Source organism: Klebsiella sp. NPDC088457 (assembly GCF_044900465.1).
Classification (GTDB): Bacteria; Pseudomonadota; Gammaproteobacteria; order Enterobacterales; family Enterobacteriaceae; genus Klebsiella.
This window is the reverse complement of record NZ_JBJDNH010000006.1, coordinates 19,657-32,180: the sequence shown is the minus strand read 5'-3', so window position 1 is coordinate 32,180 and position 12,524 is coordinate 19,657. Positions and strand designations below refer to the sequence as shown.

Annotated in this window: 11 protein-coding genes, 3 tRNA genes and 1 other RNA gene (1 of these 15 running past the window's edge); 8 read left to right on the top strand and 7 right to left on the bottom strand. The window is 56.2% G+C overall.

The annotated features are described in order from the left end of the window. Positions 1-13: 13 nt before the first annotated feature. The 6 genes from modF (at position 14) to gpmA (ending at position 7,041) form a co-directional block, all read left to right on the top strand. Positions 14-1,489: a molybdate ABC transporter ATP-binding protein ModF gene (modF, locus tag ACI2JR_RS05520; RefSeq protein WP_462478065.1), complete on the top strand. Its 1,476-nt coding sequence runs from the start codon at positions 14-16 to the stop codon at positions 1,487-1,489. A gap of 206 nt (positions 1,490-1,695) precedes the next feature. After that, positions 1,696-2,712 (top strand): UDP-glucose 4-epimerase GalE, encoded by a 1,017-nt coding sequence (gene galE / locus ACI2JR_RS05515; RefSeq protein WP_132727993.1) that lies wholly within the window; start codon positions 1,696-1,698, stop codon positions 2,710-2,712. A gap of 9 nt (positions 2,713-2,721) precedes the next feature. Further along, a complete protein-coding gene (galT, locus tag ACI2JR_RS05510; RefSeq protein ID WP_132727996.1) occupies positions 2,722-3,768 on the top strand; it encodes a galactose-1-phosphate uridylyltransferase in 1,047 nt (348 codons plus the stop codon). Between the two features lie 2 nt (positions 3,769-3,770). Beyond that, positions 3,771-4,919 (top strand): galactokinase, encoded by a 1,149-nt coding sequence (gene galK / locus ACI2JR_RS05505; RefSeq protein ID WP_462478064.1) that lies wholly within the window; start codon positions 3,771-3,773, stop codon positions 4,917-4,919. Beyond that, a complete protein-coding gene (gene galM, locus ACI2JR_RS05500; protein ID WP_462478063.1) occupies positions 4,913-5,956 on the top strand; it encodes a galactose-1-epimerase in 1,044 nt (347 codons plus the stop codon). The genes galK and galM overlap by 7 nt, the downstream gene beginning before the upstream one ends. 332 nt (positions 5,957-6,288) lie before the next feature. Next, complete coding sequence (gpmA, locus tag ACI2JR_RS05495) at positions 6,289-7,041, top strand: 2,3-diphosphoglycerate-dependent phosphoglycerate mutase (RefSeq protein ID WP_132728004.1); 753 nt, start codon at positions 6,289-6,291, stop codon at positions 7,039-7,041. A gap of 93 nt (positions 7,042-7,134) precedes the next feature. Here gpmA and aroG read toward each other — a convergent pair whose 3' ends face one another. Next, positions 7,135-8,187, bottom strand: coding sequence for a 3-deoxy-7-phosphoheptulonate synthase AroG (gene aroG / locus ACI2JR_RS05490; protein WP_132728007.1), 1,053 nt, complete (start codon positions 8,185-8,187; stop codon positions 7,135-7,137). Between the two features lie 316 nt (positions 8,188-8,503). Between aroG and ACI2JR_RS05485 the strand changes: the two genes are divergently transcribed. Together ACI2JR_RS05485 and zitB are read left to right on the top strand one after the other, a co-directional pair. Then, positions 8,504-8,848: a YbgS-like family protein gene (locus tag ACI2JR_RS05485; RefSeq protein WP_132728010.1), complete on the top strand. Its 345-nt coding sequence runs from the start codon at positions 8,504-8,506 to the stop codon at positions 8,846-8,848. Positions 8,849-8,956: 108 nt separating this feature from the next. Next, entirely contained in the window at positions 8,957-9,901 is a 945-nt protein-coding gene (gene zitB, locus ACI2JR_RS05480; protein WP_462478062.1) for a CDF family zinc transporter ZitB, read from the top strand. Here the strand turns inward: zitB and pnuC are convergent. The 6 genes from pnuC to ACI2JR_RS05450 all read right to left on the bottom strand — a co-directional run. Then, entirely contained in the window at positions 9,898-10,617 is a 720-nt protein-coding gene (gene pnuC, locus ACI2JR_RS05475; RefSeq protein ID WP_132728016.1) for a nicotinamide riboside transporter PnuC, read from the bottom strand. The two genes, zitB and pnuC, sit on opposite strands and share 4 nt — an antisense overlap. 36 nt (positions 10,618-10,653) lie before the next feature. Continuing rightward, a complete protein-coding gene (gene nadA, locus ACI2JR_RS05470) occupies positions 10,654-11,697 on the bottom strand; it encodes a quinolinate synthase NadA (RefSeq protein WP_132728142.1) in 1,044 nt (347 codons plus the stop codon). A gap of 361 nt (positions 11,698-12,058) precedes the next feature. Then, positions 12,059-12,191: non-coding RNA, RtT sRNA (locus tag ACI2JR_RS05465), on the bottom strand. Positions 12,192-12,215: 24 nt separating this feature from the next. Further along, positions 12,216-12,291, bottom strand: a tRNA-Lys gene (locus ACI2JR_RS05460). 47 nt (positions 12,292-12,338) lie between these two features. Further along, positions 12,339-12,414: transfer RNA gene (locus ACI2JR_RS05455), tRNA-Lys, on the bottom strand. Between the two features lie 47 nt (positions 12,415-12,461). Continuing rightward, positions 12,462-12,524: transfer RNA gene (locus ACI2JR_RS05450), tRNA-Lys, on the bottom strand (it continues 113 nt past the right edge of the window).

Below are 12,524 nucleotides of genomic sequence, written 5' to 3'. Positions count from 1 at the left end.
AGTGGGATACACAATGTCATCATTGCAAATTTCGCAAGGCACGTTTCGCCTGAGCGACACAAAAACGTTAACGATTGAACACCTCGCCGTTGGCGCTGGCGAAAGCTGGGCTTTTGTCGGCAGCAACGGCAGCGGGAAATCCGCGCTGGCCCGCGCGCTGTCCGGTGAACTCACCCTGCTCTCCGGCCAGCGTGAAAGCCGCTTTTCCCGCATGACCCGCCTCTCATTTGAACAACTGCAGAAGCTGGTCAGCGACGAGTGGCAGCGCAACAATACGGATTTGCTCAGTCCCGGCGAAGAAGACACCGGCCGCACAACGGAAGAGATCATCCAGGATGAGTGCAAAGACGCCGCCCGTTGCGCACGCCTCGCCGAACTGTTTGGCATTACCAGCCTGCTCCAGCGTCGCTTTAAATATCTCTCTACCGGCGAGACGCGTAAAACGCTGCTATGCCAGGCGCTGATGGCGCAGCCGGATTTGCTGATCCTCGACGAACCCTTTGACGGCCTTGATGTCGCCTCCCGTCAACAGCTTGCCGGGCTGCTTGAAACGCTGCACGACGCGGGCATCACGCTGGTGCTGGTGCTCAATCGGTTCGATGAAATACCGCCATTTGTTCAGTTTGCCGGAGTACTGGCGGATTGCACCCTGAGCGAAACCGGTGAAAAGCAGGCGCTGCTGCAACAGGCGCTGATTGCCCAGCTGGCGCACAGCGAAAAACTCGACGGCATGACCCTGCCGGAGCCGGATGCCCCCGCCGCCCGCCACGCTCTTGAAGCCGACGCGCCGCGCATCGTCCTCAATGACGGCGTGGTGTCGTATAACGATCGGCCGATCATTGAGCACCTGAGCTGGACGGTTAATCCCGGCGAGCACTGGCAGATCGTCGGCCCCAACGGCGCCGGAAAATCGACCCTGCTTAGCCTGGTCACCGGCGATCATCCGCAGGGGTATAGTAACGATCTCACCCTGTTTGGCCGCCGTCGCGGCAGCGGTGAAACCATCTGGGATATCAAAAAGCATATTGGCTACGTCAGCAGCAGCCTGCACCTTGAATACCGCGTCAGCACCACGGTGCGCAACGTGATTCTGTCGGGCTATTTCGACTCTATCGGCATTTATCAGGCCGTTTCCGATAAGCAACGCCATCTGGTGCAAAACTGGCTGGATATCCTCGGTATCGACAAGCGTACCGCCGATGCGCCATTCCACAGCCTCTCCTGGGGGCAGCAGCGGCTGGCGCTGATCGTCCGGGCGCTGGTCAAACACCCGACGCTATTGATTCTTGACGAACCGTTGCAGGGTCTGGACCCGCTCAACCGACAGCTGGTGCGCCGTTTTGTCGATGTGCTGATTAGCGAAGGGGCCACCCAGCTGCTGTTTGTCTCCCATCATGCGGAAGACGCGCCGGACTGCATTACCCATCGTCTGGAGTTTGTGAAGAGTGGAGACGGTTACACTTATCAGGTCGGTCCACTCGTGCACTAAAGCAAAACAGGGGGTCCGCGGCTCCCTGTTTTTTTCAGAAAAATGTCAGGAACACCGCATAAAGTAATGTTTTAAAACAAAAATACTCATAAACCTTCTGTTTCTCACCCTTGTGTAAACGATTCCACCAATTTGCCCTGTGTCACACTTTTGACTTCTTTGGTATGCTATCTTCTTCACATACGATAAGCCTATTGGAGCGAATCATGAAAGTACTGGTTACGGGTGGTAGCGGTTACATTGGAAGTCATACCTGTGTGCAACTGTTACAGCAGGGGCATGAAGTGATTATTCTCGATAATCTCTGCAACAGTAAGCGCAGCGTATTACCGGTCATGGAGCGTCTCGGCGGGGCTAAAACCACCTTTATCGAAGGCGATATTCGTAACGAAGCGTTGATGACGGAAATCCTGCACGATCACGCGATAGAAGCAGTGATCCACTTCGCCGGCCTGAAGGCCGTCGGCGAATCCGTCGCCAAACCACTGGAATACTACGACAATAACGTAACCGGCACACTAAAATTAGTCTCCGCCATGCGCGCCGCCGGCGTGAAGAACTTTATTTTCAGCTCCTCGGCAACCGTCTACGGCGATCAGCCGCAGATCCCTTACGTCGAAAGTTTCCCCACCGGTACGCCGCAAAGCCCATATGGCAAAAGCAAACTGATGGTTGAGCAAATCCTCACCGACCTGCAAAAAGCCCAGCCCGACTGGAGCATTGCGCTGCTGCGCTACTTCAACCCGGTCGGCGCGCATCCATCAGGCGACATGGGTGAAGACCCGCAGGGTATTCCGAACAACCTGATGCCCTACATTGCCCAGGTGGCCGTGGGCCGTCGCGAATCGCTGGCCGTCTTCGGCAATGATTACCCCACCCCTGATGGTACCGGCGTACGCGACTATATCCACGTCATGGACCTCGCCGACGGCCACGTCGCGGCGATGGAAAAACTGGCTGGCAAAGCTGGCGTACATATCTATAACCTCGGCGCAGGCGTTGGCAGCAGCGTCCTTGACGTCATTAATGCCTTCAGCAAAGCCTGTGGCAAACCCGTAAACTACCATTTCGCTCCGCGTCGCGATGGCGATCTCCCGGCCTACTGGGCCGACGCCCAAAAAGCTGACCAGCAGTTGAACTGGCGCGTGACCCGCAACCTTGACGAAATGGCGCAGGACACCTGGCACTGGCAGTCTCGTCATCCGCAGGGTTATCCAGACTAAGGAACCGTCATGAACGTATTTAACCCCGTCGACCATCCGCATCGTCGTTATAACCCGTTAACCGGGCAGTGGATTCTGGTTTCACCGCATCGCGCCAAACGCCCCTGGCAGGGGGCGCAGGAAACGCCGGCCAGGTCAACCCTGCCGGCGCACGATCCGGATTGCTTCCTGTGCCCGGGTAATACCCGCGTCACGGGAGACACCAACCCGAACTACACCGGGACCTACGTGTTTACCAACGACTTCGCGGCACTGATGACCGATACCCCCGATGCTCCGGAAAGCGACGATCCGCTGATGCGCTGCCAGAGCGCGCGCGGCACCAGTCGGGTCATCTGCTTCTCGCCAGATCACAGCAAAACGCTGCCCGAGCTGAGCGTCGAAGCGCTGGAAGAGGTGGTTAAAACGTGGCAGGAGCAGACCGCCGATCTGGGCGCAACCTACCCGTGGGTGCAGGTTTTTGAGAATAAAGGAGCGGCGATGGGCTGCTCCAACCCGCACCCGCACGGCCAGGTATGGGCCAACAGCTTCCTGCCCAATGAAGCCGAACGCGAAGATCGCCTGCAAAAAGCCTGGTTCGCCGAACAGGGTTCGCCAATGCTGGTGGCTTACGTGCAGCGTGAATTAGCCGACGGCAGCCGGACGGTGGTCGAAACTGAACATTGGCTGGCCGTTGTGCCTTACTGGGCGGCGTGGCCATTTGAGACGCTGCTGCTGCCGAAAGCGCACGTGCAACGTCTTACCGATTTAACCGCAGCGCAGCGCAGCGACCTTGCGCTGGCGCTGAAAAAGCTGACCAGCCGTTACGACAACCTGTTCCAGTGCTCATTCCCCTACTCCATGGGCTGGCACGGCGCGCCGTTTAATGGCGAAGACAATAATCACTGGCAGCTACATGCCCACTTTTATCCGCCGCTGCTGCGTTCCGCGACGGTGCGCAAATTTATGGTCGGCTACGAAATGCTGGCCGAAACCCAGCGCGATCTGACGGCGGAACAAGCCGCCGGGCGCCTGCGGGCCGTCAGCGACGTTCATTTTCGCGAATCCGGAGAATAACAATGAGTCTGAAAGAGAAAACCCAAACCCTGTTTGCTGAAAAATTCGGCTACCCCGCCAGCCATGTTATTCAGGCACCGGGTCGCGTCAATCTGATCGGTGAGCATACCGACTATAACGACGGCTTCGTACTCCCTTGCGCGATCGATTATCAGACGGTCATCAGCTGCGCGCCGCGGGCTGACCGTATCGTGCGGGTGATTGCCGCTGACTACCAAAATCAGAGCGATGAATTCTCCCTGGATAAGCCGATTGTCAGCCACGACACCCAGCAGTGGTCAAACTATGTGCGCGGCGTGGTGAAACATCTGCAAAAACGCCATAACCATTTTGGCGGCGCGGATCTGGTGATCAGCGGCAACGTGCCGCAGGGTGCCGGTTTAAGCTCCTCCGCCTCGCTGGAAGTGGCGGTCGGTACCGTTTTCCAGCAGCTGTACCATCTGCCGCTGGACGGGACGCAAATCGCCCTCATCGGTCAGGAGGCGGAAAACCAGTTCGTGGGCTGTAACTGCGGCATCATGGACCAGCTGATCTCTGCACTGGGTAAGAAAGATCATGCGCTGCTGCTTGACTGCCGTACTTTAGGTACCAAAGCCGTATCGATGCCCAGGGGCGTCGCGGTGGTGATCATCAACAGTAATTTTAAACGTACCCTGGTCGGCAGCGAATACAATACCCGCCGTGAACAGTGCGAAACCGGCGCGCGTTTCTTCCAGCAGCCGGCGCTGCGCGATGTCAAAATTGCCGAGTTCAACGCCGTTGCCCATGAGCTGGACCCGGTGGTAGCGAAACGCGTTCGTCACGTACTGACCGAAAACGCCCGCACCGTCGAAGCCGCCAGCGCGCTGGAGAAAGGCGACCTGAAGCGTATGGGGGAGCTGATGGCCGAGTCTCACGCCTCAATGCGCGATGATTTCGAAATTACCGTCCCGCAAATTGATACCCTGGTCGAGATTGTCAAAGCCGCCATTGGCGATAAAGGCGGCGTTCGCATGACCGGCGGCGGCTTCGGCGGCTGTGTTGTGGCGCTGGTACCGGAAGCGCTGGTGGATACCGTTCAGCAGGCCGTCGCGGCCCGGTATGAAGCGGAAACCGGCATTAAAGAGACCTTCTACGTCTGCAAACCGTCACAGGGGGCTGGCCAGTGCTGAATCAAACCAACGAACGCGCGCCGGACGGCCAGCCGTGGAATCTGATCACCCTGCGTAATGACGCCGGGATGGAAGTGACGCTAATGGACTGGGGCGCCACGCTGTTATCGGCCCGCATAACGCTGGCCGATGGCGAGGTTCGCGAAGCGCTGCTCGGCTGCGCGACCCTGGAACAGTATAACCATCAGGCGGCCTATCTCGGCGCCTCGGTGGGCCGGTATGCCAACCGAATTGCCAACAGCCGCTTCACGCTGGATGGCCAGACTATCGCCCTGACGCCCACGAGCGAAGCCGGCCACCAGCTGCACGGCGGGCCGGATGGCTTTGATAAACGCCGCTGGCAGATTGTCCGCGCGGACGAACATCAGGCGCTGTTTGCCCTCGCATCCGCTGATGGCGATCAGGGCTTTCCGGGCAGCCTCAACGCCACAGCGCACTATCGTCTGACCGAAGATAATCGCATCGCCATTGAGTATCGTGCCACCGTCGATCGGCCTTGCCCGGTCAATCTGACCAACCACGTGTACTTCAATCTGGATGGTCAGCTGAGCGATGTCCGCAATCATCGGCTGCAAATTTTCGCCGACCAATATCTGCCGGTCGAAAGCGATGGCATCCCGGGCGGCGAGCTGCAAAACGTCACGCTGACCGGCTTTGATTTCCGCACGCCGAAAGTGCTGGCGGACGACTTCCTCCGCGATGACGATCAGCAGAAAGTGAAAGGGTATGATCATGCATTCCTGCTGCAGGCCAAAGGCGATGTTCGCCAGGCGGCCGCCCATGTCTGGTCGCAGGATGAAAAACTGCAGATGACGGTCTATACCTCCGCCCCCGCCCTGCAGTTTTATTCCGGTAACTATCTCGGCGGCACCCCGTCGCGCACGGATCGGCCTTATGCCGACTGGCAGGGTCTGGCGCTGGAAAGCGAATTCCTGCCGGATTCTCCCAATCACCCGGAATGGCCACAGCCAGACTGCGTATTGCGCCCCGGCGAGGAATACGTCAGCCTGACTGAATACCAGTTCATCGCCGGATAATGCCCCAGCCCTCCTGTCGGAGGGCTTTTTTTCGCCATTTTGCTGCAAATTACGCCGCTTACAGACAAAAAGATAACCGCCGATTTACAAGCATCTTACACTGAGCCACTATTTTCGCTATGGTTAGGGATAAGCGTTGCCGTGGCTCAAATTACGGCAATATAATGAGAATAGTAATCAATCAATAAAACGCATACACCACAGCATTCGGGTTGCGTCGGGCCGGCAGCCGGGTGAATTCCTGGGAGCATAGACATCTATGCCATCCTGGAGCGCACCGGTTGCCAGCGTTGAGGCAGCGCGGAAGATGGCGTGTATTGAGGAGTGAGAGAATGGCTGTAACTAAGCTGGTACTGGTCCGTCATGGCGAAAGCCAATGGAACAATGAAAACCGTTTCACCGGTTGGTACGACGTCGATCTGTCCGAGAAAGGCGTTGGTGAAGCAAAAGCGGCAGGTAAACTGCTGAAAGACGAAGGCTTCAGCTTCGACTTTGCTTATACCTCTGTGCTGAAACGTGCCATCCACACTCTGTGGAACGTGCTGGACGAACTGGATCAAGCGTGGCTGCCGGTAGAAAAATCGTGGAAGCTGAACGAGCGTCACTACGGTGCATTGCAGGGTCTGAACAAAGCGGAAACTGCGGAAAAATATGGTGACGAGCAGGTAAAACAGTGGCGTCGTGGTTTTGCCATTACCCCGCCGGAGCTGACCAAAGATGACGAGCGCTATCCGGGTCACGATCCGCGTTATGCAAAACTGACCGACAAAGAGCTGCCGCTTACCGAAAGCCTGGCGCTGACCATTGAGCGCGTTGTGCCTTACTGGAACGAAACCATTCTGCCGCGCCTGAAAAGCGGTGAGCGCGTGATTATCGCCGCTCACGGTAACTCCCTGCGCGCGCTGGTGAAATACCTGGACAACATGGGCGAAGATGAAATCCTCGAACTGAACATCCCGACCGGCGTGCCGCTGGTTTATGAGTTCGATGAAAACTTCAAACCGATCAAACACTACTACCTGGGCAACGCGGATGAAATCGCCGCCAAAGCCGCAGCGGTAGCCAACCAGGGTAAAGCGAAGTAATTTTCGCCAGCCATAAAAAAAGCGTGGAGTCGTCCACGCTTTTTTATTGCCCTCAGCCCGGCGTCGCGACGCCGGGCCGGGCGACGCAACGCATTAGCCGCGGCGGGCTTTCACCGCGTCCGCCAGCTGGCGCAGGATGAGATCGGTATCTTCCCAACCGATACAGGCATCGGTCACGCTCTTACCGTAGGTCAGCGGCTCGCCGCTTTCCAGATTCTGATTCCCTTCCACCAGGTGACTTTCAATCATCACCCCCATAATCGCCTGCTCACCGCCGGCAATCTGCTGGCAAACGTCCGCCCCTACTTCCATCTGCTTTTTAAACTGCTTGCTGGAGTTGGCATGGCTGAAGTCGATCATGATTTGCGCCGGCAGGCCCGCTTTCGCCAGACCGACCTTCACTTCCGCGACGTGCTTCGCGCTGTAGTTCGGCTCTTTACCGCCGCGCAGAATGATATGACAATCGCTGTTACCGCTGGTGTTCACAATCGCCGAATGGCCCCATTTGGTCACTGACAGGAAGCAGTGCGGCGCGCCGGCGGCGTTGATCGCATCGATAGCCACTTTAATGGTCCCGTCAGTGCCGTTTTTAAAGCCCACCGGGCAAGAGAGGCCGGAAGAGAGTTCACGATGCACCTGCGATTCCGTGGTACGCGCGCCGATAGCTCCCCAGCTCATCAGGTCGGCAACATACTGTGGGGTAATCATATCGAGGAATTCACCCGCCGCAGGCAGCCCGCTGTCGTTAATCTCCAGCAGCAGCTTACGCGCAATACGCAAACCGTCATTGATGCGGAAGCTATTATCCATGTGCGGATCGTTAATCAGCCCTTTCCAGCCGACGGTGGTACGCGGTTTTTCAAAATAGACGCGCATCACCACTTCCAGTTCCCCTTTCAGCTCTTCACGCAGCGCCAGAAGACGCCCGGCGTACTCTTTTGCCGCCGCAGGATCGTGAATTGAGCACGGGCCAATCACCACCAGCAGACGATCGTCGTTGCCTTTGAGGATCTGATGGATCGCTTTACGCGCATGAGCCACGGTATTTGCGGCGTTTTCGGTAGCGGGGAATTTTTCCAGGAGCGCAACGGGAGGTAATAATTCGTTGATCTCTTTAATACGTAAATCGTCGTTCTGATAATTCATGTTCTTTCCAGCGTTGCCATCTTATCTATTTAAATGCAATCCCTCCAATCTATCTCTTCGCCGAAAAAGTGTAAACATGATTTTACAGTCGCGACAGATTAATCCTGGAAATAGGGTTAAAAACGCCATAAAGTAGCGAATAATAATCCTTAAGCTATAATTTTTAACTGTTAAAGCCATATTTTACGCAAATAATTAGTATTCCATGCTGGTGTAACTCTTTGATGTAGGGTCTTTAACCAGAGCGTGTCACCACTCAGGCAAATGCACTGTTGGAAGCGGTTATCCGACAATTCGACCATAACAGGAGCATCCGATGAAAATGACCAAACTCACCACCCTCTTTTTAGCCTCCGCCCTCACTCTGGCCAGTGGCGCTGCCCTGGCGGCAGATAGCGGCGCGCAATCCAATAACGGGCAGGCAAACGCCGCCGCCGATGCCGGGCAGGTCGCCCCCGATGCCCGTGAAAACGTAGCGCCGAATAACGTTGATAACAATAAAATCAACTCCGGCGGGACGATGCTCCATTCCGAAGATTCACCTGCCAATAGCGGCGGGATGACCAGCGACGAAGCGCATAAAAACTCGATGTGCAAAGACGGCCGCTGCCCGGATAGTCCCCAGGGCGACAGCAGCAAAACCGACGGTACTACCCAGTAACCCCCAGGTTTAACATCAGGAGAGCTACGGCTCTCCTTTTTCATTTTGTTAACCGAAAAGCGGTATGATGTCATACAGTAATAATGATAATTATCAGGGGATGGCACCATGGCCCACGCGCACTCTCATACTTCTCCTTCACCGTCGGAAGATAATAATGCCCGCCGGCTGCTGCAGGCTTTCATCGTCACCGCCGGTTTTATGCTGGTTGAAGCCATCGGCGGAGTACTCTCTGGCTCGCTGGCGCTGCTGGCCGATGCCGGCCATATGCTGACCGATTCAGCCGCCCTGCTGTTCGCCCTGCTGGCGGTCCGCTTCGCCAACCGCCCGCCCAACACCCGCCATACCTTCGGCTGGCTGCGTCTGACAACGCTGGCGGCTTTCGTCAACGCGATTGCGCTGGTGGCGATCACCATTCTTATCGTCTGGGAAGCGGTGCAACGCTTTAACCATCCCCAACCTGTCGCCGGCGCCACGATGATGGTCATTGCCGTTGCCGGTTTGCTGGCCAATATCCTGGCGTTCTGGATCCTGCACCGCGGCAGCGCGGAGCGGAACCTCAACGTTCGCGCCGCCGCGCTGCATGTCCTCGGCGACCTGTTGGGCTCGGTTGGGGCAATTATTGCCGCGATAGTGATTCTGACCACCGGCTGGACGCCGATTGACCCGATTTTGTCGGTACTGGTGTCATGCCTGGTGTTACGTAGCGCCTGGCGGTTGTTGCAGGAAAGCATGAACGAGCTGCTGGAAGGGGCCCCGCGCTCGTTAGATGTCGAGGGGCTAAAACGCGATTTGCATCGCTCCGTTGCGGAGGTTCGCGATGTCCATCATGTTCACGTCTGGCTGGTCGGCGAAAAAACGGTGATGACATTGCATGTTCAGGTGGTACCGCCGTACGATCACGACGGCCTGCTGAATCGTATTCAAACCTTTCTGCAGCATAAATATGCTATTGAACATGTCACCGTGCAGATGGAGTATCAGCCCTGTAGCGGCCCGGAATGCCGTCTTAACCTGACGCACGCCGGGCATGGCCATCAGCACCATCATTAACGAGATAACGCGTGAGAACCTCGCTCACGCGCGCTGTTCATCCACATGCGGCTGCCGTTGAGGGCAATAAAGGTCAACAGCAGATATTCCAGCGCCATCGCGTACACCCCCTGAAGGGCGAAAATCACCACGCTGATGACGTTGATAATCACCCACAGCAGCCAGTTTTCGACATATTTGCGGGTCATCAGAATCATCGCCGCGATCGACAGCACCATCATGCAGGAGTCCCAGAACGGGAACGCATCCGGCTGGAGCTCCGGCATCGTCACCTGCAGCCCCAGGCCCTGCATCACCGTCACCGCAATCTGGGTCAGGAATGCGAAGACCGGGTTGATGAACACCGTCATCAGCGCAATCGCCACCACGCAAGCCGTCAGCCAGCCGAGCGCCCAGGGCAAAGGTAGCCAGCGAATTTGCAGCTCGGCCTCATGGTCGCTGGTTTGCCGCGACCATGCGTACCAGCCATAAACATTAGCGGCAAAGAAAAATACCTGGAGCAGCAGGCTGGCATAGAGCTGAATCTGAAAGAAAATGATGGCGAACAGCGTCACGTTGATCAGCCCAAAAGCATAGTTGCCGATCTTTTCCAGACTCGCCAGCCAGATACACAACAGCCCGGCAAGGGTGCCGACCGCCTCAATCCATGATAAGTCGTATCCCCCGGCCCCAATGGGTATATGTACCAAAATGTTCTGTGTACTAAAAAAATCCATATTTTCCCCAGAGCGTATGATGACGCCGTTTGTCAGTTATCCCCGTAGTGTAGCTGCAAAATCCAGCATTCTGTTAAGCGGAATTAATGCCCCGGTGCGCAGCTGGGTATCCACCTGGATTTCGTGTTCAAGGCCTCCGTGCTCCAGCCCTTCAGCGATGGCCTTCAGGCCGTTCATCGCCATCCACGGACAGTGGGCGCAGCTGCGGCAGGTCGCCCCTTCTCCCGCCGTCGGCGCTTCCAGCAGCTCTTTTTCCGGCACCGCCTGCTGCATTTTGTAGAAGATCCCCCGATCGGTGGCGACAATAAGCTGGCGCTGAGGCAACGTTCTGGCGGCGGCAATCAGCTGGCTGGTCGAGCCGACCGCATCGGCCATCTCAACGATCGACTGTGGCGACTCAGGATGCACCAGTATGGCAGCATCGGGATACAGCGCCTTCATTCGCGTCAGCGCCTGAGTTTTAAACTCATCGTGGACAATACAGGCCCCTTGCCAGCAGAGTACGTCCGCGCCGGTTTGTCGCTGCACGTAACGCCCTAAATGACGATCCGGCGCCCAAAGAATTTTTTCGCCCAGGCTATCCAGATGTTCGATAAGTTCAACAGCGATACTGGAGGTAACAACCCAGTCAGCGCGCGCTTTTACCGCCGCCGAGGTATTGGCATAGACCACCACGGTGCGATCGGGATGCGCATCGCAAAAAGCATTGAATTCATCAACTGGACAGCCCAGATCCAAAGAGCACTCGGCGTTTAGCGTGGGCATCAGGATCGTTTTTTCCGGGCTGAGGATTTTTGCCGTTTCTCCCATAAAGCGGACCCCGGCAACCAGCAATGTTGATGCCGTGTGGCGAGCGCCGAAACGAGCCATTTCCAGAGAGTCCGCAATACAGCCGCCGGTCTCTTCTGCCAGTTGCTGAATTTCAGGATCGGTATAGTAGTGGGCGACCATCACCGCATCGCGCTCACGCAGCAGACGTTTAATCTTTTCCCGATAAAAGTGCTTTTCATCGCGACTTAAGGGCAATGGCTTAGGCGGGAATGGATAAATCGCCGTTTCAGGGTCAAACATTACGCTCATCATGCAATCTCGTTTTACTGGCTTAACTCAAAAACCGTAAATATGCCCACACAGGGCATCATAACGGTCATGATGTTTTATATGCTAAACAAGATAGCCGATTGTACAGAAATTGTCGTGAGGAATTTATACCTGAATGAAGCCAAAGAAAGAGGGAGCTATTTTTGTGGTGGAAAAACAGCGGATAGCAAAAAGCGGCATCCTCCATGGGGTCGTGCAGGATGACCCGACTTCACCTCGCCCTACGGGCCGTCGCCGCAAGGGCTCCGTTGTCTCACTACGTGAGACCCGAACCTGCTGCAGGTGCGAATTTTGTACCCCGTGGATAGCAAAAAAGCGCCTTTAGGGCGCTTTTTTACATTGGTGGGTCGTGCAGGATGACCCGGCTTCGCCTCGCCCTACGGGCCGTCGCCGCAAGCGGCTCCGTTGTCTCACTACGTTCGACCCGAACCTGCTGCAGGTGCGAATTTTGTCCCCCGTGGATAGCAAAAAAGCGCCTTTAGGGCGCTTTTTTACATTGGTGGGTCGTGCAGGATTCGAACCTGCGACCAATTGATTAAAAGTCAACTGCTCTACCAACTGAGCTAACGACCCGCTCGGGTACTACCTGAATTCTTCTTCACTCGTCACCAGTATAAAACTGGTGGGTCGTGCAGGATTCGAACCTGCGACCAATTGATTAAAAGTCAACTGCTCTACCAACTGAGCTAACGACCCGCTCGGGTACTGTCTGAATTCTTCTTCACTCGTCACCAGTATAAAACTGGTGGGTCGTGCAGGATTCGAACCTGCGACCAATTGATTAAAAGTCAACTGCTCTACCAACT

What these genes read in the sequence shown, in the direction of transcription:
- galE (WP_132727993.1), top strand. Translation starts at nt 1,696, where the DNA reads ATGAAAGTACTGGTTACGGGTGGTAGCGGTTACATTGGAAGTCATACC.
- galK (WP_462478064.1), top strand. Translation starts at nt 3,771, where the DNA reads ATGAGTCTGAAAGAGAAAACCCAAACCCTGTTTGCTGAAAAATTCGGC.
- modF (WP_462478065.1), top strand. Translation starts at nt 14, where the DNA reads ATGTCATCATTGCAAATTTCGCAAGGCACGTTTCGCCTGAGCGACACA.
- galT (WP_132727996.1), top strand. Translation starts at nt 2,722, where the DNA reads ATGAACGTATTTAACCCCGTCGACCATCCGCATCGTCGTTATAACCCG.
- aroG (WP_132728007.1), bottom strand. Translation starts at nt 8,187, where the DNA reads ATGAATTATCAGAACGACGATTTACGTATTAAAGAGATCAACGAATTA.
- pnuC (WP_132728016.1), bottom strand. Translation starts at nt 10,617, where the DNA reads ATGGATTTTTTTAGTACACAGAACATTTTGGTACATATACCCATTGGG.
- nadA (WP_132728142.1), bottom strand. Translation starts at nt 11,697, where the DNA reads ATGAGCGTAATGTTTGACCCTGAAACGGCGATTTATCCATTCCCGCCT.
- zitB (WP_462478062.1), top strand. Translation starts at nt 8,957, where the DNA reads ATGGCCCACGCGCACTCTCATACTTCTCCTTCACCGTCGGAAGATAAT.
- ACI2JR_RS05485 (WP_132728010.1), top strand. Translation starts at nt 8,504, where the DNA reads ATGAAAATGACCAAACTCACCACCCTCTTTTTAGCCTCCGCCCTCACT.
- gpmA (WP_132728004.1), top strand. Translation starts at nt 6,289, where the DNA reads ATGGCTGTAACTAAGCTGGTACTGGTCCGTCATGGCGAAAGCCAATGG.